The organism is Streptomyces sp. GL_140 (assembly GCF_057834465.1).
The window spans coordinates 333,956-355,752 of sequence record NZ_JBYQMJ010000002.1; the positions used below are offsets into that span (position 1 = coordinate 333,956).

15 protein-coding genes are annotated in these 21,797 nt (G+C 69.8%); 4 read left to right on the plus strand and 11 right to left on the minus strand.

The features are described from left to right. Window positions 1–11: 11 nt before the first annotated feature. The 9 genes from AC3IYJ_RS41135 to AC3IYJ_RS41175 form a co-directional block, all read right to left on the minus strand. On the minus strand, window positions 12–1,244 hold the full coding sequence (locus tag AC3IYJ_RS41135) for an ATP-grasp domain-containing protein (protein ID WP_489403317.1): 1,233 nt from the start codon (window positions 1,242–1,244) through the stop codon (window positions 12–14). A 3-nt stretch (window positions 1,245–1,247) separates the two neighbouring features. Beyond that, window positions 1,248–1,745, minus strand: a complete 498-nt coding sequence (locus AC3IYJ_RS41140) for a flavin reductase family protein (protein ID WP_489403318.1) — start codon at window positions 1,743–1,745, stop codon at window positions 1,248–1,250. Further along, complete coding sequence (locus AC3IYJ_RS41145) at window positions 1,742–3,073, minus strand: LLM class flavin-dependent oxidoreductase (RefSeq protein ID WP_489403357.1); 1,332 nt, start codon at window positions 3,071–3,073, stop codon at window positions 1,742–1,744. Before AC3IYJ_RS41145 ends, AC3IYJ_RS41140 begins: the two co-directional genes overlap by 4 nt. A gap of 64 nt (window positions 3,074–3,137) precedes the next feature. After that, entirely contained in the window at window positions 3,138–4,097 is a 960-nt protein-coding gene (locus tag AC3IYJ_RS41150) for a D-2-hydroxyacid dehydrogenase family protein (RefSeq protein WP_489403319.1), read from the minus strand. A 1-nt stretch (window position 4,098) separates the two neighbouring features. Then, window positions 4,099–5,100 (minus strand): dipeptide epimerase, encoded by a 1,002-nt coding sequence (locus AC3IYJ_RS41155; protein WP_489403320.1) that lies wholly within the window; start codon window positions 5,098–5,100, stop codon window positions 4,099–4,101. Next, entirely contained in the window at window positions 5,097–6,485 is a 1,389-nt protein-coding gene (locus tag AC3IYJ_RS41160; protein ID WP_489403321.1) for a DUF6025 family protein, read from the minus strand. The genes AC3IYJ_RS41155 and AC3IYJ_RS41160 overlap by 4 nt, the downstream gene beginning before the upstream one ends. Continuing rightward, a complete protein-coding gene (acnA, locus tag AC3IYJ_RS41165; RefSeq protein WP_489403322.1) occupies window positions 6,482–9,025 on the minus strand; it encodes an aconitate hydratase AcnA in 2,544 nt (847 codons plus the stop codon). Before acnA ends, AC3IYJ_RS41160 begins: the two co-directional genes overlap by 4 nt. 32 nt (window positions 9,026–9,057) lie before the next feature. Continuing rightward, a complete protein-coding gene (locus AC3IYJ_RS41170) occupies window positions 9,058–10,440 on the minus strand; it encodes a citrate/2-methylcitrate synthase (protein WP_489403323.1) in 1,383 nt (460 codons plus the stop codon). A 34-nt stretch (window positions 10,441–10,474) separates the two neighbouring features. After that, entirely contained in the window at window positions 10,475–12,073 is a 1,599-nt protein-coding gene (locus tag AC3IYJ_RS41175; RefSeq protein WP_489403324.1) for an amino acid adenylation domain-containing protein, read from the minus strand. Between the two features lie 424 nt (window positions 12,074–12,497). On the opposite strand from AC3IYJ_RS41175, the gene AC3IYJ_RS41180 reads away from it, so the two are divergent. After that, entirely contained in the window at window positions 12,498–13,721 is a 1,224-nt protein-coding gene (locus AC3IYJ_RS41180) for an MFS transporter (RefSeq protein ID WP_489403325.1), read from the plus strand. Between the two features lie 90 nt (window positions 13,722–13,811). After that, window positions 13,812–16,439 carry a WD40/YVTN/BNR-like repeat-containing protein gene (locus AC3IYJ_RS41185; RefSeq protein WP_489403326.1) on the plus strand — a complete coding sequence of 876 codons (2,628 nt, stop codon included), beginning with the start codon at window positions 13,812–13,814 and terminating at the stop codon, window positions 16,437–16,439. Window positions 16,440–16,504: 65 nt separating this feature from the next. Here the strand turns inward: AC3IYJ_RS41185 and AC3IYJ_RS41190 are convergent, their stop codons facing one another. Further along, window positions 16,505–17,710 (minus strand): IS110 family RNA-guided transposase, encoded by a 1,206-nt coding sequence (locus AC3IYJ_RS41190; protein ID WP_489399227.1) that lies wholly within the window; start codon window positions 17,708–17,710, stop codon window positions 16,505–16,507. Between the two features lie 235 nt (window positions 17,711–17,945). Here AC3IYJ_RS41190 and AC3IYJ_RS41195 point away from each other — a divergent pair, with 235 nt between their 5' ends. Further along, window positions 17,946–18,569, plus strand: coding sequence for an RraA family protein (locus tag AC3IYJ_RS41195; protein WP_489403327.1), 624 nt, complete (start codon window positions 17,946–17,948; stop codon window positions 18,567–18,569). Between the two features lie 502 nt (window positions 18,570–19,071). Here the strand turns inward: AC3IYJ_RS41195 and AC3IYJ_RS41200 are convergent. Next, entirely contained in the window at window positions 19,072–19,359 is a 288-nt protein-coding gene (locus AC3IYJ_RS41200; protein ID WP_489403328.1) for a hypothetical protein, read from the minus strand. A 610-nt stretch (window positions 19,360–19,969) separates the two neighbouring features. Between AC3IYJ_RS41200 and AC3IYJ_RS41205 the strand changes: the two genes are divergently transcribed. After that, window positions 19,970–21,637 (plus strand): hypothetical protein, encoded by a 1,668-nt coding sequence (locus AC3IYJ_RS41205; RefSeq protein WP_489403329.1) that lies wholly within the window; start codon window positions 19,970–19,972, stop codon window positions 21,635–21,637. Window positions 21,638–21,797 lie beyond the last annotated feature (160 nt).

Consider the following 21,797-nt stretch of genomic DNA (forward strand, 5'->3'; position numbering starts at 1 on the left):
CGCGATACGGGCTAGGGGCGCCAGGCCGTGTTGGTGTGCCACCAGTCCGTGAGCTCGTCCAGGCGTGCGCGGACCTGTTCGGCGCCCTCCGCCTGGATGAAGGCGTGCGCCGCCGCGTCGGCCACGTGCTCGACGCCCTGTCGCGGTGTCCCGGCCTCCAGCAGGAGCTCAAGATCGATGCCCGGCACGGGACAGGGCTCTGCGGGCGGTACGAACCTGCCGTGCCCGGGCGCCAGGAGAAGCCAGCCGATGGCCGCGGAGGGAGCGGTCGGCTGGCACTCCAGCGCGAGGGGGGAGCCGCATTGGGCCCTCAGCCCTTCCCTGGCCAGCTGGATGCCGAGCCCGCGCTCGTAGGTCTCGGCGATCAGTGCGCCGCCCGCCCGGCTGGCGATCTCGCACAGGACGGGTACGCCATCCTCTCCGATCCATGCTTCGAGGTGGAAGGCGAGGCCCAGCGGGGAGCCGGGAAGGGCGGCGATCACCTCCTCCGTCATGCCCAGCAGTGCGGGGACGCGGCTGTCGTCGGGGTCCAGCAGGACGCTGCCCACGTGCGTCTCGTCACGGATGCGCTCCGCGAGCCCGCCGGTATACCGGGAGGGCCAGGCGTGGACGGTCCGGCCGTCGCGCATGATGCCGTCGACGTGGAAGAAGTCGCCGTGCGCGAAGCTCTCGGCCATCCACTGGCCCGGCAGGAAGGGGACCGAGTCGGGCTCACGGCCGAGGAAGGCGGTCAGGTCCGCCGGGGTGCGCAGGATCGCGACACCCACCGACCGGGCCCCGGAGCGCGGTTTGACCACGACGGGAAATCCCTCCGCGTCGATGAAGTCGAGCAGGTCCATCGGGTCATCGATCGGAGCGAAGGCCGGCACGCGGACACCGGCCGCCCGGGCCAGCTGCTTCATGACCACCTTGTCGCGGTAGGCGGTGGCGGACGCGGTGCTCTGACCGGTCAGCCCCAGCCGGGCCCGCAGCCGGGCGGCGCGCAGTACGTCGCCCTCGCTGGTGCTCGCGACGAGGTCGACCCCGTACTCCCGGGCCGCCTCCTCGGCGGCCTGTTCGGTGGCCCAGGAGTCGTAGTCGGGGACGAGCCGGTGATGCGGGAAGTGCTCGGCCAGGATGTCCTCCGCGCCGGCCACGGCCTCGGGGGTGGTGACCAGGACGATGTCCTGCGCGGTGTTGTCCAGCCACTCGTGGAGCGGACGTTCGGTCAGCGGCTGACGGGAGAGCAGCAGCACTTTGGGCATGGTTCAGTTCCTTGGCGCGGAGGCGGACGTGACGGGCTGCAGGTTCCCCTGGACGTGCACCAGGCTGGCCCCGGGTGTTCCTGTCTCTACGTGCTCCACGGCGCCCACCACCAGATGGTGGTCGCCGAGCGTGATCTGGTGGTGCTTGGAGCAGACCAGCCAGCACAGGCAGTCGTCGAGGAGCGGCACACCGTGCGGGCCGGTGCGCCAGTTGGTGGGCGGTGCGAAGCGGTCGGTGCCAGAGGTGGCGAAACGTTTCGCTATGTCGGACTGGTGGGCACCCAGGAGCTGCACCGCGAACCAGTCGGAATCCTTGATCAGGTCCCATGTGCTTGAGGTGTCGGCCAGTGCGAAGGACACGAGGGCCGGCTCGGCACTGATGGACGTGAACGAAGTGATGGTCACCCCCGCCGGCCCGGCGCAACCATCCGCGGTGAGGACCGCGACCCCGGACGCGTGCGACCGCAGTACCGAGCGCAGATCCGCTGCCTCGACGGTCACAGCAGACCTCCGGAAGTGGTGAAGGAGGGACGCGGCAGTCCGAGGTTCTCCCGGAGCGTGCTGCCTTCGTACGAGGTGCGCACCAGCCCGCGCCGCTGGAGCTCGGGCACGAGCAGCTCGACGATGGCGTCCAGACCACCGGGGTGGTAGTCGGGCATGATGTTGAAGCCGTCGGCACCCCCTCCGACGAACCATTCCTCCAGCTCGTCCGCGATCGACTCGGGTGTGCCGAGCAGGAAGCAGTGGCCGCGCCCGGCTGCCACCGACAGGTAGAGCTCGCGGATGGTGAGTCCCTCGCGCCGCGCCTTCTCGTAGATCATCTGCTGCTTACCGGCGCTGCCCTCGGTACTCGGCAGCTCAGGCAGCGGACCGTCGAGCGGATAACCGGAGAGGTCGACCATGCCGAGCTGGTACGAGAGCATGCCCAGGCCGACGACCGGGTCGACGAGCTCCTGCAGCGTGGCGTACTTGTCCTCGGCCTCGGCCTGCGTACGGCCCACCACGATGAACGCTCCCGGCATGATCTTCACGTGGTCGGGGTCGCGGCCGTAGGCGGCCACCTGCCTCTTCAGCCCACGGTAGTAGTCCTGCGCCTGCTCCAGGGTCTGTTGCACCGTGAAGACGACCTCGGCCCACCGGGCCGCGAAGTCCTGGCCGTCGGGGGAGGAGCCGGCCTGCACGATGACGGGGTGGCCCTGGGGCGGGCGGCTGACGTTGAGCGGTCCCTGGACCGAGAAGTGCTCGCCCCTGTGGCCGAGTATGTGGAGCTTCTCGGGGTCGAAGAAGCGCCCGGATTCCTTGTCGTAGAGGAAGGCGTCGTCCTCCCAGCTGTCCCACAGCCCGGTGACAACCTGCATGAACTCGCGGGCCCGCTGGTAGCGCGCCGCGTGTTCCGGCTGCTTGTCCAGGTTGAAGTTGCGGGCTTCCGCATCGGTGGCGGAGGTGACGACGTTCCAGCCGGCCCGGCCCGCGCTGAGGTGGTCGAGCGAGGCGAACTGGCGGGCCACGGTGAACGGCGCGTTGTACGTCGTGGAGGACGTGGCCGTCAGACCGATGTGACGGGTGTGCACGGCGAGCGCGGACAGCAGCGTCATCGGCTCGAAGTGCACCATCCGGCCCTGACGGCTCAACTCGTCGGCATCCGCGTACTTGGTGCGCACTCCCGCACCGTCGGACAGGAACACCATGTCGAACATCCCCCGCTCCGCGGTCTGCACCAGCGAGCGGTAGTAGTCGAAGTCGAGGCCGCCGTCGGGGCGGGCGTCAGGATGTCGCCAGGCGGCGACGTGGTGCCCCGGTGCGGGCAGGAACGCGCCGAGCTTCATCATGCGACGGTGAGGGCTCACGTGGATCTCCAGAGGGACAGAGGTACGGGCTGGTGGTGTGCCTGCGTCAGCCGAGGCGGCGCAGGGGACTGCCGTCGAGGAACGCCTGGATGTCCTCCACGGCCTGGCCGTAGTAGGTCCGGTAGTTGGCCTGGGACACATAGCCGAGGTGAGGGGTGGCCAGGAGGCGCGGCGCCGTCCGCAGGGGATGGTCCGCGGGCAGCGGCTCGACGTCGAAGACATCCAGTGCCGCGCCGGCGATCCGACCTTCGCGCAGGGCGGCCAGCAGGGCCTCCTGGTCGATGATGGCCGCGCGGGAGGTGTTGACGAGGTACGCGGAGGGCTTGAGCAGGGCGAGCTCGCGAGCGCCGAGCAAGCCGCGGGTGCGCTCGCCCAGGGCCAGGTGTACGGAGACGAAGTCACTCGTGGAGAGCAGCTGCTCCTTGGAACCGGCCAGCCGGACGCCGACCTCGTCGCAGCGCGCCTGGGTGAGGTTCTGGCTCCAGGCCGTCACCTCCATGCCGAAGGCGCGAGCGACCTGGGCGACCCGGCTGCCGATCTTCCCCAGGCCCAGCAGGCCGAGGCGGCTGCCGTGGAGGTCGGCGCCGACGGTCGACTGCCAACGGCCCCCGCTGCGCAAGGCGTTGCTCTCGGGTACGACTCCCCGGGCGAGCCCGAGGAGCAGGGCCCAGGTGAGCTCGACCGGCGGGGTGGAGGAGCTGGCGGTACCGCACACGGTGACGCCGTTGCGTTCCGCTGCCGCGAAGTCGATCACGGAGTTGCGCATCCCGGATGCGACGAGGAGCCTCAGCCGGGGCAGCCGATCCAGCAGGGAAGCCGGGAAGGCGACGCGTTCGCGCAGGGTGACGACGATGTCATAGCCGGCGAGCGCGGCCGCCAGGTCCTCCTCAGTGGTGAAGTGCTCGGTGAAGCCGACGACCTCCACCCGATCCTGGAGAGGGCTCCAGTCGGCGATGGTCGTGGCGACGTCCTGGAAGTCGTCGAGTACGGCACAACGCAGGCGCATGTCAATTCTCTCCCTTGGGTTTCGTACGCGCGCCGATTCCCGGCGCCAGGGGCACGACGAGGGACCCGCGGTCGATGCGGATGCCGTCGAACGGGTCGCCGACGAGCCCGAGGTGACCGTCGAGGTCCAGGTGATCGGCCAGGCCCGCCAGCTGCGCCATGGCGGTCACGCCGAGCGCGCTCTCCACCTTGCAGCCGAGCATGACCTCAAGACCGCACTGCCGGGCCAGCGCGATCATCTCGCGGGCCGCCAGAAGGCCGCCGCACTTGAGCAGTTTGATGTTGATGCCGCTCGCCCGGCCGCGCAGCCGCAGGACGTCGCCGGGGCCCACGCAGTCCTCGTCGGCGAAGACCGGTACGGGCGAACGCTCGTGTACGTACGCCAGAGCCTCGTCCGGGGGTCCCGCGGCGACGGGCTGCTCCAGCAGCTCGACCCCGTGCCGGTGCAGTTCCTCGGCGACCCGCACGGCCTGCTCGGGCGTCCAGGACCCGTTGCCGTCGACCAGGATCCGGCCCCCGTAGACCGAGCGCAGCACACCGGCCCGGCTGCCGTCGTCCTGTGGGGTGAGCTTCAGCTTGACGACCGGCCACTCGGCCAGTTCCTTCCCCCGGGCGAGAAGCTCCTCGGCCGGGCCCGCGCCGATGGACACGGCCGTCGGCGGGGTGGCCAGCCCGGCCAGCCCGAGCAGCCGCCGAAGCGGCTGGCCGCACGCCTTGCCGAGCAGGTCGTGCAGAGCCATGTCCACGGCGGACCTCGCCGCGGGCGTCACCCCGGCCGCCGTCAGCCGCCCGAGGACACGGTGCAGCTCGTACGGGGAGAGACCCTTCACCAGGGGGGCGCAGGCGGCGATCTCCCCCGCGTCGGCCCCACGCGCCGTGCCGTAGCCGGTCAAGTCCTGGAAGGACAGCTCGACCACCACCTGGCGCACCTCGGTCGTGACGCCGGTGTTGCTGGCGAACGGCTCCGCGAGGGGGACGGACACGGTCCGGTGGGCCAGCCTCATCCCAGGGCCTCCTCGAAAGCCGCGACGACACTGCATGCCTGACGGAATGTCAGATCACGGAAGCCCTCGGGCTCCACCGGCACGCCCGGATCCCGGGGCGTGCCACCCACCCGCACCCCGCTGTCGGCCTTGAACCGCCCCCGCAGATAATCCGAGAGCCGCTCACCGTGCGAGGACAGCCAGCCCAGCGACGTGTCGTAGGCACGGTCAGGGCCGCCCGCCAGGACATCCTTGAACAGCCCCGCGAGGAGCTCGGGGTCTCCCGGCGAGGTACTGGACGGGCAGAGCATGAAGGCCTGGGCCGGCAGCAACACGAAGGCCAGCGGATTCGCCTCATCGAAGTGCTCGACCAGCGGCGTCGTGATGGCCCGCAGCGACCTGACCGTCGACTTGCGCACCAGATACCCGCCGCGCCGGGGCGGGCAGCCCGCCATGGCACGGGCACCCCAGTGCAGATGGGTGACGAACGGGCTCTCCGGCGCGGAGCCGGCCGGACGATCCGGGTGGTGCGTGTCCAACAGCCCCCACAGCACCGTGCTCAACTGCAACGACATCACCGGAAGGACCGGCGGCAGCTCACGTATCTGACCGAAGAACCAGCGGGGCTCCGCCAACGCCCGCACGGTCAGCAGTACGGCCTCGGCGAGCGCACGCGCCGACGGGAACCGGTGCCCGTCGATCACGAATCCCGCGCCGTCCCGTACCACCTCACAGCGGCCCACCTCACCGTCCAGCCGCACCGACTGCCGGATCAGCTCCTGCAGCCGGGTGCCCTTCCGGGCCGTGGGGTCGGCCTGGTCGATCAGCAGGGTGAGCATGTCGACGACCAGCGGGCCGTTGTCGACCAGCGTGGTGGCCCACTGCCTGAAGGGGTAACCCGGGATCGCGAGCATCCGGCGCCAGTGCACTTCGACCAGCGGAACGAGCTCCCCGTCCACCTCCGTCTGGGTCAGCGGGCAGAACAACGGGCGGCTGCGGTCACGACGGGCGAAGCCCTGACCGTCCCACGTGTACAGCGGCAGGGGGCGCCGCCGCCCCTGATCGATCAGCGAACCCGGCTGGTACGTCTCGTCCCCGCCCTCGGTATCGGCCTCCGTACGAGTGAACCCGTAGATGAGGGGGTAGCCGTAACCGCTGCCGCAGATCGCGGTGTTGAAGTCCATCGGGCCGGAACGCCCGAGGGCGATGTCCTCCCAGTTGCCCAGGTGCCCGGTGCGCGGCGGCAGCAGCTCTTCATGCCGGTCCAGCAGGTCCAGCAGCGTGCCGATGCGCAGGTCGTGCGTACCCGCGTGCACCGGAACGAAGCTCTTCGCACCGGCCGCCAGCTCGTCGGAGTGCGCCGCTGTGCTCAGACCCAGCTCGCCGAGAATGTCCGTCGTGATCACGCCGCAGTACCCTTCCGTAGCCGTTCGAGCAGATGCGGCAAGGTGCCGCCCGCCAGCAGGACGTCCCACTCACCCGACGAGCGCACGTCGGCGCGCACGGTGAAGCGGACCTGACCTGCGGTGACCTGCGCCTCGCCGGATTCCCGGACCGTGTCCAGCGCCAGATCGAACTCCTCTCGGCCGGTCAGGCCGAGCTCCGCCCAACTGCGGCCCTCGGGAAGCAGCAGGGGAAGGATCCCCATCGCGCAGAGGTTCGCGCGGTGGATGCGTTCGAAACTCTCGGCGAGAACCGCCCTCACCCCGAGGAGCCAAGGGCCCTTCGCCGCCCAGTCCCGGGACGAGCCCATGCCGTAGCTGCGCCCCGCGAGCACGATCAGCGCCGTCCCCTCGTCGGCGTACCGCTGTGCGGCGTCGAAGACGGGCAGCTTCTCCCCGCTCGGAACATGCAGCGTCATGCCACCCGCATCGCCCTCGCCGACCAGCCGGTTGCGCAGGCGCGGATTGCTGAACGTACCGCGCGCCATCACCTCGTGATTGCCGCGCCGAGAGCCGTAGGAGTTGAAGTCCCGCACCCCCCGCTCCCGCAGATGGATCCCGGCCGGCGAACCGGGCGGGATCGCCCCGACCGGTGAGATGTGGTCCGTGCTGACGTCGTCACCCAGCACGAGCAGCGCCCGGGCACCCTCCAGCGCTCCGGAACGCCCCGTCGCGTCCACATAGGCGGGCGGCCGGACATAAGTGGAGTCCTCGTCCCAGCCGAACACGTCCGACACGGGCGCGGGGATGGCATCCCACGCGGCCTGCGGCGCGCCGTCCTGCGCGAACACCTCCGGCGTGACGTACGCCGACTCCAGCGCGTCCAGCTCTTCGGCCTCCGGCCACAGGTCACGCAGGTACACCGGTTCACCGTCGCGGCCGGTGCCCAGCGGCTCGGTCTCCAGGTCGACACGCAGGTGACCCACCAGGGCCAGCGCCACCACCAGGGCCGGTGAGGCGAGGTAGTTGGCCTGTACGTCCGCGTGGATGCGCGATGCGAAGTTGCGATTGCCGCTGAGGACCGAGGCCACCGTCAGCCCTTCACGTCCGACCGCCTCACCGATGCCCTCGCGCAGCGGACCGCTGCCGCCGTTGCAGGTCATGCAGCCGTACCCGGCGACGTGGAACCCCAGCGCCTCCAGATCGGTGAGCAGCCCCGCGTCCCGCAAGTACCGGGTCACCGCCCGGGAGCCGGGCGACAGGCTGGTCTTCACGTGGCCCGGAACGGTCAGGCCGCGCTCGACGGCCCGCCGGGCGAGCACCCCGGCCGCCAGCATGGCCTTCGGGTTCGAGGTGCTCGTGCACGAGGTGATGGAGGCGATGACGATGTCGCCGTCGGTGAGCCCGCCGACGGTCCGCGGCTCGGGATGCAGCGCGGCGAAGGAACCGGGCAGCTCACCGAGGGAGATCCGCTGGTCCGGACGGCTCGGCCCGGCCAGGTTCGGCCCCACCTCGCCGAGGTCGAACTCGATGACACGGCCGAACCGGGGCTCCTCCTCCCCCTCGTTCAGCAGCCGCTGATGACGGTGGTACTCCTCCGCGAGCGCGACCTGAGACGCGGGGCGGCCGGTGCGCCGCAGATAGTCCAGCACCTCCGCGTCCACCGGGAAGAAGGCGGTCATCGCACCGTACTCGGGCGCCATGTTGGCGATCGTGCAGCGGTCGGGAGCCGACAGGGCTGCGACGCCGGGACCAGTGAACTCCAGCATCAGGCCGCGCACGTCCTGCGCGCGCAGCCGCTGCGTCAGAGCGAGGACCACATCGGTCGGCGAGGTACCGGCGCGCACGGCCCCGGTGAGCCGGACCCCGACCACCTCGGGGACCTGGATCGGCTGGGCCATCCCCAGCATCAGGGCCTCGGCCTCCAGACCGCCGACGCCCCAGCCGAGCACACCCAGACCGTTCACCATCGTGGTGTGGCTGTCCGTGCCGATCACGGAGTCCGGGAACAGCACACCGCCGGGCCCCCGCGCCACCGAGGTCGTCAGGTGCTCCAGATTGACCTGGTGCACGATGCCGCGGCCCGGCGGGATGACCCGTAGCCGGTCGAACGCGCCCTCGGCCCACTTCAGGAACGCGTACCGCTCCTCGTTGCGCTCCATCTCGCGCGCCTCGTTGCGGGCCAGCGCATCCGCGCTCCCCGACCAGTCCGTCTGCACCGAGTGATCGACGACGACGTCCACCGGAAGCCGGGGGTTGACCCGGCCCGGATCCGTCACCCGGTCCCGCAGTGCGGCGAGATCCACCAGCAGCGGAATGCCCGTGTAGTCCTGGACGAGGATGCGAGCCGGCCTGAACTCCATCTCCAGATCGGGACGGTCGCCCGCCGCCAGCCGCCTGCCCAGTACCGCGGCCTTGCCACGCTCCCCGGACCGCAACAGCGACTCCAGCAGGACCCGCCCCGAGAACGGCACGGAGCCGAGATGAAATCCGCTCTCCGCGGCGAACGGGGCCAGGCTGAAGACCTCGGCCTCCTGCCCGGCAAGACGAGTCCGGCTGATCATGGGGAACCTGTTTCCTCTCTCTCGCACGGCGCTCAGTGGGCCGAGGCCGGGAACTGGCGCCCGTGCGGCCCCACGTAGTCCAGGAGCGGCCGGATGAGCACGTTGTTCGACTGCTGCTCCAACGCCTGTGCCACCCAGCCCGCGGTCCGGCCGACGACGAACAGCGCGACCGCCAGATCGTCGGGCAGCCCGAGCAGCCGGTAGGCCAGACCCGCGTACAGGTCCACGTTCGGCGCGACACCGTGCCGGTTCAGCGGCCGCATCGCCGCCGCCACCGCGTCCAGGATGTCCAGACCACGGGAGTCGCCGCGCTCCTCGCTCAGCTCCAGCACGGTGGCGCGCAGGTGACGCACCCGCGGGTCCTCCGTACGGTAGACCCGGTGGCCGAACCCCATCACCGGCTTGCCCTGCCGCTGCAGCTCGGCGACGTGCTCGCCCGCCCGGTCGGGGGAGCCCACCTCGTCGATGAGGCCCACGACCCGCTCCGCCGCACCCCCGTGCACGGAGCCCGCGAACGCCGCGACGGCGGCGGTGATGGCCGCCGTCATCCCGGCCCGGCAGCCGATGGCGACACGGGCCGTGAACGCCGAGGCGTTCGAGCTGTGGTCGGCGTGGACGATCAGCCCCTTGTTGATGAACCGCGCCGCGGCGGGACTCGGCCGCTCGCCGAGCAGAGCCGTGAGGAAGGCCTCCGCATGCGACGCCTCCGCCGGGGGCACGACCGGCTCACGTCCGTTGCGGAACGCGTGGTGCGCCGCGACGATCATTGGTATCTGGGCGATCAGCGCGATACCGGCGTCACGGGCCTGCTCGTACGTCTCATCGGTGCCGTGGTCGCGCTGCGGACCGAACGCCCCGAGCGCGGACACACAGGTACGCAGCGCCTCCATCGGATGGGCATGGGCCATCGAACGGGCCAGGTCCAGGATCGGCCGGGGCAGCACGCGGGCGGCACGCAGCTCCCGTTCGAAACCCTCAAGCTCGGCCGCGTCCGGCAGCTCACCGTGAACCAGCAGGTACGCCGCCTCCTCGAAGGAGGCACGTTCGGCCAGGTCGTGGATGCTGTAGCCGCGGTACTCCAGAACTCCCGCGGCACCGTCGATGTGCGTGATCGTGGTGTGGTCGAAGCTGACGCCCTCCAGACCACGGCGCACGCAGGAGCGCTCGCCGGCAGCAGAGGAGGTAGCCGCGCTCGGGGCACGGCCCTCGGCGAACTCGCGGATCGCCGGGACCGAGCGCAGCGCGAGGATGAGCTCGTCATCGACGGGAACGCCGTACTTGTCTTCCAGGGCCACCATCAGCGAGACATGGCCGAGTGAGTCCCACTCCCGGATCGACTGGTACTCAAGGTGGTCGGTGACCCGCTCCTCGGCGATGCCCAAGGTGTAGGCGATCAGGTGGTCAACGCTGCTCATGATTTCCCTTCCGGGGATGGACGGTGTTCCGGGGTCATATGCGGGCCAGTCGCCCGTCGAGCCACGTGCGCAGCGCCGAGCGGTCCACCTTGCCGTTGCCGTTCACCGGCATGTCGTCGATGGCGTGCACGGACCGCGGCACCATGTAGGCGGGCAGGCTGGAGGCGCACGCATCGGCCAAGCAGGTCGTCTCCTCGACCCCCGACACCACCGCAGTGATCGTTTCCGTGTCGGGCCACAACAGGCACACGGCCTCCACGGCCCCGGCGCGGCGCAGTGCGGCCTCGATCTCGCCCAGCTCGATCCGGTGGCCGCCGACCTTGACCTGCTGGTCGTTGCGGCCCACACAGACGAACTGGCCGTCCCGCTCGCGCACCAGGTCACCGGTGCGGTAGTAGGTCAGGCCACCGCGCTCGAAGTAGCGCTGCGCGGTCAACTCGGGCGCCTGCCAGTAACCGGGCGTGGTCTGCGGCCCGGCCATGCACAGCTCACCCGTCGCACCCTCCGGGACGGGCCTCAGCTGATCGTCGACGACGAGTGCCCGCAGCCCGTCGTACGACTGTCCGATGGGCACGTTGTCGTGGACGCACTCCGCCGGGCTGGTGCGCGGATCCCAGCGGTAGGCCGTGCAGGCGATGGTGAGTTCCGTCGGCCCGTACAGGTTCTCCACGGTCGACGACGGCGCCGCGGCCTGCCACGCCTCTGCCGTGGCCCTGGGCAGCGGCTCGCCGCAGAACAGGCTCCAGCGGAGCGTGGGCAACGTTCCGGGGCCCAGCACCCCGCGTTTGCGCAGTACGGCGGCGAGCGACGGCACCGAGAACCAGACGGTGATCCCGTTGCGCTCCAGGTACTTGAACGGGGCGAGGAGCTCGATGGACTCCATCGAGCACACCCGGGCCCCGTTCTCCCATGCCATGAACAGATCGAAGACCGAAAGGTCGAAGGTCTGGTCGAAGGTCTGGGTGAGCCGGTCCTGCGGGGTCAACCGGTAACGCGCCTGGTTCGAGTCGAGGAACGCCCGTACGTTGCCGTGCGTCACCGGCACCCCCTTGGGCACACCGGTGCTGCCCGAGGTGAACAGCAGGTACGCGGGGTCGTCGGGCGACACTTCGGGCAGCCGCTCCAGCGGGTCGGCCGCAGCCAGGTCCACGGCATCCAGAACAGTGCCCGCACCGAGGCCGACGGCATCGGCCCGAAGGGTGTCCGGAAGCAGGATCACCGGCTGCCGGGGCAACCCACGTATCAGGTCGTGGAGTTGAGGAAGCGAGGCCGCGTCGACGATCAGCGCGTCGACATCCGCGCGCTCCAGCATGGTGCGCGTCCGCGACAGCGGGAACTTCCGGTTCATCGGCACGAAGGCGGCACCCGCGCACAGCGCGGCGGCAACTCCCAGATAGGAAGCCTCACTGCGGTACGCGAACACCCCCACCCGACGAGGCCGGCCACCGGTCGCCTCGACGAGCCGGGCAGCCCATCGCAGGGCCGTGCTCGCGGCCTCCTCGTAGGTGTAGTCACGGCGCCCGATGGTCAGCGCCACATGGCCGGGCCGGACCCGCGCGTGGTGGAGGAGGCCACTGCCCAAGCGTGGGTCGAGCACTGCATTCATGTCGGGATCGCCGGCCACGTCAGTCATGTGATTACAGTCCATTCTTCACCCCGTCCATATTCATGCGCCGTTCGGCTCGCTGGCTCGATGGGGAGTACGGGACGAGACGTTAGTTGGGCCTGCGAGAGGTCGGCGCAGTTGAGCGCGCAGTTCTGGTTAACCTCCTTAATCGAGAAAATCCCGTTCTGTGCACGGATCCTGCGCCCGTGCTCCCCGGAAGAGCACCGCACGGCACCGTGGGATTTACGGGAAGAACGGGTTTTCCGCAGTCAACTCACATTGCGCTCGCAACACGAAACGAGTTGCCGCGGTGTCCTAGCCTCGCCGGTAGATCAGAGCGAGAAGAGCCCTCAATGAAACCCATCCCTGTCGGCCGACGGATTCCGGCCGACGCCGACCGTCACGGCACGGCCGCCACCACGACCTCCACGAAGCGGCAGGGGGCCCGGTCGTGCTGACGCGACTGCTCCTCCCGGCCGGACCCGCGCGGCTCCTCACCGTCATCACCATGGTGATGAGCCTCGGCCAAGGTGTCTGGGGCGCGATCAGCGCCATCTACGCGGTCACCATGCTGCACCTGACACCGGGCCAGCTCGGCATCAGCGTCAGCGTGGCAGCCGTGATCGTCCTGGTCTCCAGCATCCCCCTGGGCCACCTGGCCGACCGAGCCGGCCCCCGGACCGTCCAGATGTGGAGCTTCCTGGCGCTGGCGCCCCTGACGGCCGCACTCCTGCTCGTCAACGGCTTCTGGGGCTACCTCATCGCCACCTCCGCCCAGGCCATCGCCTACCGGGCCGGCAACAACGCCCGCAAGGCCATGATCGCCGGACTGGTCCCCTCCACCGACCGGGTGCGCGTCCTGGCCCACATCCGCTCAGCCATCAACGTCAGCCTCTCGATCGGCGCCTGCCTCGCCGGTCTCGTCATCGCGACCGGCGCCAGGCCCGCCTACCAGGGAGCAGTCGTCTTCGCCGCCGTCGCCTTCCTCCTCACCGGCCTGCTCACGGCGAAGGAACGCCCGGTGCCCCCCGTGCCGGCAGCAGCCGGGCCCGCCCTCGCCGTTCTCCGGGACAAGCCCTTCCTCACGTTCAGCATCCTCGACGGACTGCTGACCACGCATGCGCTCCTGCTGGACGTCGTACTGCCGCTGTGGGTCATCACGCACACCGGCGCCCCCCGCTTTATGAGCGCGGCCATCCTCCTGGTCAACACGGCCTTCGTCGTCGGCTTCCAGAACTGGGCGGCCCGCGGCACCGACGGGCTGAAGGCCGCCGCGAGGGCCAGCCTGCAAGGAGGCGCCTGCGTGGCCGCCGCCTGCGCCGTCTTCGCCCTGAGCAGCGGAGCCTCCCTGATCCCCGCATGCCTGCTTCTCGTCGCCGGAGCCCTCATCCACGCCCTCGGCGAGGTGAGGCAATCGGCGGGCAGCTGGACCATCGCGTACGACCTGGCCCCCGACCACGCCCAGGGCCAGTACCAGGGCACGTACAAGATGGGCGCCGACATCGGCAGGATGTTCGCTCCCGCGATCTTCACCTGGCTGGTGCTGGAGCACGGGGCCCTCGGCTGGATCGTCCTGGCCGCCGCCTTCATCGCGCTGGGCACCACGATGCCGGTCGTCGTGGGCCGCGTGCTGAACAAGCGACCCTCCGCGCGGGAACCGGCCCCGACCGGCTGATCGCCGCACAAGAATGCGCGGCCGCCCACCGTAAATCGATACACGAAATACGAGGATCAATCGATGATGTGCAACATTGCCCCGCGGAGCATGAACCTCCAGGGAGTCTGCCTGGTGGACAACTCCACCGGATGGGCCGTCGGAGACGGTGGCGTGATCTTCGCAACGCGCGACGGCGGAATTACCTGGACCTCCCAGGGAGACACCGACAAAGACCTGCGCATGGTGTCCTTCTGCGATACCGAAACGGGATGGATCGCCGGCCGTGACGGAATAATCCTGCACACCACGGACGGCGGAACCCACTGGGAAGAGCGCGAGACCGGCACCAAACGCAATCTCTACGGGATCTCGTTCGACCGGTCCGGCCGCACGGGCTGGGCCGTCGGTGACGGTGGCGTGATCCTTGCCTCCTGCGACGGCGGTGTCACGTGGCAGCCGCAGGAAGCCCCCGACGGCACCCATTACACCCGCTGCTTCGCTTTGGACGAGCGCGTGGCGTGGGTCATCGGCAAGAAGGGGACGATCATCGCGACGACCGACGGCGGTGCGACGTGGATCAACCAGCCGACCCCCACCGACGTCGACCTGCGCGGCATCTACGCCTCTTCCCCCGACCTGTGCTGGGCGGCCGGGCGCGGCGGCACCCTACTGCGTTCCACCGACGGCGGAACCACCTGGAACCACGCCGACAGCGGAACCCCCCTCGACCTCTACGGCCTGTGGGCGGCGCCCGACGGGCTCCATGTCAGGACCTCGGGTGATGACGGGATCATCCGCGGCTCCGACGACGGGGGCAGGACCTGGTCGCCGCAGACCAGCGGCACCCTGAAGGACATCGTGTCCCTGTCCTTCGCGCCGGACCTCAGCCACGGCTGGGGCGTCGGTGACGGCGGCATCATCCTGACTTCCCCGGACGGAGGCCGGTCCTGGAAGCGGCAGCTGGACGGCGTCCACAAGGATCTCGTGGCGGTCCACGGCGCAGGTTCCTCCCGCTGGGCGGTTGGTGAGGACGGCGGCGTCGTGGTCACGCACGACGCGGGAACGACCTGGCACGGTGGCACGACCGGCTCCGACGAGGTGCTCTGGAGCGTCCACTGCCTGGACGACGAGCAGCACGGCTGGGCGGTCGGCGGTGCCGGAACCATCGTGGCGACGCAGGATGGTGGCGCGACCTGGACCGGGCAGGACAGCTCGGTGGAAGAGCCCTTGTTCGGCGTGCACTTCGCCGACGGCGGCCGTCACGGCTGGGCGGTCGGCAGTGCCGGAACCATCGTGGCGACGCAGGATGGTGGCGCGACCTGGACCGGGCAGGACAGCTCGGTGGAAGAGCCCTTGTTCGGCGTGCACTTCGCCGACGGCGGCCGTCACGGCTGGGCGGTCGGCAGTGCCGGAACCATCGTGGCGACGGACGACGGTGGCGCGACCTGGACCAGCCAGGACTCCACCGTGACCGCCCACCTGACGGCCGTACACGCCGTCGACGACACCACGGCGTGGGCCGTCGGCCGCTCCGGCACCCTCTTGGCGACGCAGGACGGCGGCGCGACCTGGAACCGTCGGACCACCGGAACGGACGTCGCACTGTGGGACATCGCGTTCTCCTCCTCCGGTAGCGACGGATGGGCCGTCGGAGACACCGGCACCGTGCTCTCCACCTCGGACGCGGGCGACCGGTGGAGCACCCAGGACTCCCGGGTCATCGACAACCTCAAGGGCGTGTGGGCAGCGCCCGGCGGCAAGTGCGCCCATGCCGCTGGCGACGGCAGCGTGCTCGTCTCCACCGAGGACGGCGGCGCCAGCTGGCAGGCGAACATCGCCAGCACGGGCCGCAACCTGTACGGCGTCTACCTCTTCCCCGGTGGACGCGACGGCTGGGTGGTCGGCGACGGCGGCACCGTCGTGGCCATGCGCGACCGGCAGCGCTGGACCCCCCGCCGCAGCGGCACGGCCGCCAACCTCTACTCCGTCGCCGCACCCGACACCCGGTCCGCGTGGGTAGCGGGCCGCGGTGGAACCATCATGGTCACGCACGACTCCGGCGCCACCTGGCAGCGCCAGGAGACCGGGACCATCAACGACCTGCTCGGGGTGTACATGTGCCCCGACGGCCTGACCGGCTGGGCGGCGGGCGACCGGGGAACGGTCATCGGCACGCGGGACGGCGGCGCCACCTGGTTCCCCCAGACCAACCCCCGGCCCAAGAGCTCCTACTGGAGCCTGGACTTCGGCGATGCCCGAACCGGCTGGGCCGTGGGCACCAGCGGTGCCATCGTCGCCACGCGCGACGGCGGGCAGACATGGGAAGCACAGGACAGTGGCACCATGGACGACTTGATCGACGTCCACGCCGTCGACCCGCTGACCTGCTGGGCCATCGGCCACTGCGGCATCATCGTGGGGACCCGGGACGGCGGCCGCACCTGGCGGCGCCACACCAGCAACACGACACAGAACCTCACCGCGGTGAGCTTCTCGGCCGACGGCCGCACCGGATGTGCGGTCGGCCGCAGCGACACCGTCCTGACCTCCCACGACAGCGGAGAGACCTGGCAGGTGCGGACCCCCGGGTCCGGCATGTCACTGTGGGACGCCCACGTCACCTCAGCTCAGGAATCCTGGATCGTGGGTGACGAGGGGACCGTGCTGGTCACCTCCGACGCTGGACAGACCTGGGTCCAGCACTTCTACAGCCCTGAAAAGGACTCAGCCGCCTGAGGCAGCCCGAGCAAAGGATTCCCAATGAAGTTGTCAAGCTCGCCCGGTGGCGCACTGTGAGCGTTTCATCCCAGCGTGACAGGGCTGGGCGGTGCGGTGATCTCGAAGGCTCGGCCGTCGCGTATGAGGGCCCACAGAACGTTCAATCGGCGCCGTGCGAGGGCGATGACAGCCTGCCTGTGGTTCTTGCCCTCGGCTCGTTTGCGCGTGTAGAACGCTTTCGAGGTGGGGCAGCATCGGGCGGCGACCTGGGCGGACATGTAGAAGACCCGCAGCAGGCGGCGGCAGTACCGCCGTGGCCTGCGCATATTGCCGGTGATCCGTCCGGAGTCCCTGGGGACGGGTGCCAGGCCGGAAACGCCGGCGAGACGGTCGGGACTGCCGAAGACGCTCATGTCGCCACCGGTGTGTGCGATGAACTCCGCAGCCAGGACCGGGCCGATGCCGGGCATGCTCAGGATGACTTCGGCGTGTGGGTGGTCGCGAAACCGGCCCTCGATCAGGGCATCGGTCTCAGCGATCTCCTCATCGAGGGCCATCACCTCCCTCGCGAGCTTGGCGACGACGACTGCGGCCAGCTTCTCCCCGGCGACAGCGGTGTGCTGGGCTTCGGCGGCCTCGATCGCGGTGTCCGCGACGAGTTTGTAGTTGCGGACCTTGCGGTTCTTCAGCCATTCGGCGAGACGGTTCTTTCCGATGCGTCGCAGGGCCGCGGGGGTCTGGTAGCCGGTCAGCAGCACGAGGGATGCCTTCGAGGTGCTGTAGTCGAAGGCCCGCTCCAGGGCGGGGAAGTACTCCAGCATCTGGGCCCGCATCCGGTTGATCGTCCTGGTGCGGTCGGCGGCCAGGTCCAGGCGTCGCGAGGTGAGGATCCGCAGGTCCACGGCGATGTCGTCGCCGCGGTGCATGGTCTGCAGGTCGCGGCGCATACGCGCCTGGTCCGCGATGACGAAGGCGTCCTTCGCGTCCGTCTTGCCGTCGCCGCGGTAGGACCCGGAGGCGTGGTGGACGGTGCGGCCGGGGATGTAGAGGACCCGCTGTCCGTTGTCGGTCAGCAGGGCGATCATCAATGCGGCACCGCCGGCATTGAGGTCGATCGCCCAGGTGACCGGCTCACCCTGGCTCAGCTCCAGTACGTCGGCGAGCAGTTTGAGCAGTGTGGTCTCGTCATTGGCGACCCGTCGCGACAGCTTCCGCTGGCCGTCGGTGTCGATCACCACGCAGTGATGCTCGGCTTTGCCCGCGTCTGTTCCGGCCCACAGTTCGGGCACGGTCACCTCCGAAGTCGTTCCAGTACCGGTCCCAGCAGACGACCTCGCCAGCGTGTCCTTACCAAGCGATCTTGTCGCGCGCATCCCAATGAGTGGTCGAGTCGTCGCGGGATGCCGGGCGGCCAATCCTTTGAAGCCACCACTGGGCTGGAGAACCACAGCCACACCCGACATCCCCGGGTCTTCCGATCCTACGAGTGACCGGAATCAACCCACCAACAACGTAAGGAAGAACATGAACGACAGCAGCGCATTCAAGGACGTTCCGCCGACCACCCTCGCGGACGTGCTGAGCCGTGAACAGGTCATGGACATCGGCATCCGCCCCCTGTGGTCCGCCACCCCGCGCGTGGCCGGCCCCGCCTTCACAGTACGGTGCCCCCCGGGCGACAACCTCATGCTGCACACGGCCATCTACCAGGCCGAACCCGGCTCGGTCATCGTCGTCGAATCCGGCGACCTCGACTACGCGCTGGCCGGCGGCAACGTCTGTGCTGTCGCCCAGCGCCGGGGCATCGCCGCCTTCGTCCTCGACGGAGTCATCCGTGACCTCGCCGAGGTCCGCGAGATGGGCTTCCCCGTCTTCGCCCGAGGCGTCATTCCCATCCCGGGCACCAAGAAGGCGGTCCAGCCCCTGAACGAACCGGTGCGGTGCGGCGGCGTGACGGTGCACCCCGGCGACATCGTGGTGGCCGACGAGGAAGGCGTCGTGGTCGTCCCGGACGCCCGCCAGGACGAAGTGCTCCTCGCCGCCCAGGCCAAACTGGCCAAGGAAGCCGAAGAGTCCCTCGACGACTGGGAGCAGACGCACCGCGCCCGCATCAACAAGGCCCTCGGCACATCGGGAATCCAGGTCTGAGGAACGGCCACGGCCGGTCCGCCTCGCGGGGAGGCGGACCGGCCCGGCACCCGCTGGAGGGACTGCATGAAGCTGCTGGCGTTCTTCGACACCTGGGACGGCAGCGATTCGAAGGCCCTCGACCGGATGCCCCTGTGGACCCACGCGGCATGGGCGGCGGCGGTGACCGCCGCCGGCGTCACCGCTGGCTGGGCCGCCGCCCGGATCCGCCTGGGTCCCACCAACATAGGCGTCCCACCCGCCGCCCCGGGCCCTTCCTGGCCCTACCTCACCGCCTGGGCCCTGGCGGGCCTGATCGCGGCCACTCTCCTCCGCGCTGCCGCCACCAAGGTCCGCGTACCAGGACCGGGCGAACTGTGTACCCTGTTGCTCTGCCTGGGCACCTCGACCACCCTGGCCGGGCGCCCGTCCGCCCCGACGATGTGGGTGGCGACCGCCACGCTGATACTTATCGCGGCAGCCTGGTCCGCCCGCTCTCTCCGCTGCCCCGCCGGGACGCCGCTCAGGTGGTCGTGGGCGTGCAGTTGGCGAAGAACAAGGTCATCCACAGGCTGTACATCGGAACCCTGGTGACCCAGTCGGATGTCTTCACGCACTCCACCGAGTTCGCCTCCTCGAACTTCCGCAGCCGCTGCTCGGCGTCCATCTGCGACTTCACGGGCGTCCACCCGCGGCCCAGGAACGACTGCACGCCGCTGGCGTCCTGAGACGCCGCCATGGCATTCGACGAAACGCCGGCCAGGGAGAGCGCGAGAAGCGGAACGGCCACAAACGTAAGGGACTTGCGCATATTGATTCCTTTGGTGCTATTTGTCGTACACAGAACGCCGGAATCGTCGCACGCAGCCCTCACGGGAGGCATACATCAGGCCATACCCGCTATTCATCTCGATGTCTCAAAATGTGCCAATCTGCCCGTTTAGTGACGCATAAGCACCTCGGCCCGTCACGGTATGCAGCACGCATTCGGCGCTGCGTAGCGCATCACCCCCCGTCCCGCCGCCCGGCATGTCTCAAAAATGACCGGGCCCATGCTGATCACTTGTCTTCCGCCACGCACGTAGCCCGCACGTGGGCGAACCGCATATGGGCCATGAGGTTCAGCTTGGACCGGCTGGACGTCACGGTGCACTGCACGGAATTGCTCAGCTCGAACTCACGCGTCTCCTCGGCCGTGGCCCGGGACTCCGCCGCGGCGGTCGAAGAAATGTGCCGGCCAGGGGCGCTGTCACGTTGTCGGGGGAGAAGTGCGCAGCTCCTCGTGTACCGAGGGGGGAGCGCCCGGGCGGGACTACAACCCGGATGGGCGGTGGCGCTCGGCCCCCGCTTCGTGGCCTCTCTTCCCGGGGTGTCACGGACGCACTGGCCGCATAGAGCCGGTCACCAAAGGAGTGTTGCTCGTGAAAGCTTATTTGGCGGCTTTCTCCGCCCCTCTTGTCGATACCCCGTTCGCCGGCGGCGAGCGCTGGCTGCCGAGTCTGTACTGCCTGTACGGAACGGGCCACAGTCAACAGGTCATGTGCGACCGCTACGAGTGGGACCCGGCGTCCGGGAAGCCCTGGTGGGGCGATCGGCCCGCCGACACGCACTCGCTGTATGCCCTGGTCGGGGGCTACGACCTGTTCACCGACGGCGGCACTGGCAACCTCCTGGACGCAGGCAAGCCCGTCGACGCCGCCCTGTGCCTGGGAGATGTGAGCACCGTCTACCTCTTCCAGGGCGGGAACTGCATCACCTTCTCCATCAACAGGCCCTCGGGAAGCCGGCTAAACACCCAGGGTTTCACCAGCTCCATCAAGGATGTCTTCGGCTACGACTCCGGTGATGGAAAGGGGAAGGTGTTTGCGTTCGGTTCGGTCGATGCTGCCCTGTACTCCCCGAATGATCACAAAATCTGGTTTTTCGATGGTTCCCAATGCGTACCGGTCGCTGACGACAATTACCAGTGGGACAAAAGCCAGTATCCCGTCCCTATCAGCACTGCGTGGAGCGGTCTTACTGCCGACTTCAGCAACGGCATCGCCTGGGCTGCCACCACAAACCTTGCCAACGAGAACCCAGATGGGGTGTACCAGGACAGTGGCTACTTCGTCGAGAACGACAACTGGTGCGCTGTCACCCCCAGCACGACCACCGCCACGGGTAGTGGCGGGGCCCTGTGCACCGATCCGGGCGACCCCAGGTTCACCATCCCCGGCAACGCCAAACAGATCACCCTCGAACTCTGGGGACCTGGTGGTCACGGCGGCAACGGTGGCTGGAACGGCCAGGACAACTTTGGCGGCGACGGCGGCCCCGGCGGCAATGGTGGCAATGGCGGCCCCGGCGCCTACATCAAACAGATCACCACTGCATCACCGGGTCCCAGCGGCGTCCATATCGGCGCCCCGGGCGACTGCACCTACTTTTACAGCAACGCCTGCAACCTCATCGCGGGCGCTGGCGGCGACGGCGGCGACGGCGGCCACGGCGGCATCGCCGGCAGTTATGCACCCTCGGGTGGCGGGGCGGGCGGCCACGGCGGCAACGGCGGCGGCTACGCCGGCTCCTACGCCGCTTCCTCCGGCAGCAGCGGCACCGTTGGCGTCGGCGGCGACGCGCCCGTCGGCGCCGGCGGCGTCGGCGGCGGTATTGGTGGCGGCCCCAACGGCCCCGCCACCAGCTGCGGGGGCCCCGCCGCCGGCGCTGCCGGAAGCGCCGGCGGCCACGGCACCCTCGGCGGCGGTTGGGGCGGCAACAGCGGCCAGGGCGGCGCCGGCGCCGCCGGCATCCCCGGCGTCCGGGGCGGGGCCGGTGGCGCCCCCGGCTCCGGCGGCGGCAGCATCGGCGGCCAGGACAGCGAAAGCATTGGCTCCGGCGGCGGCGGCGGTGGTGGCGGCGGCGCTCAGGGCGCGAGTCTTTATCCCGAGGGGGCGGTCTACAAGCCGTGCTCGGACGGCGATTCCAGCCTGCCCTACAACCAGCTGGGCGATGGTATCGGTGCAGGCGGCCAGGGCGGCGCCGGCGGCCAGGGCGGCGCCGGCAGTCCCGGGGGGAACGGCGCCGCCCGCATTTCCTGGTCGGGTTGAACCTGAGTACCACCACGCCAGGTGTGCAGCATGCAGGTGGGTTCCAAGCCGGGAACGGGCTTGGGTGGCTGATTGTCGTTGCCGTGCCCGGCTGGTTCGGTCTCACAGGGTTCGGGAGTCCGGAAATGTGAGGTTCGGTCGTGATGGCACTGGGGCGAAC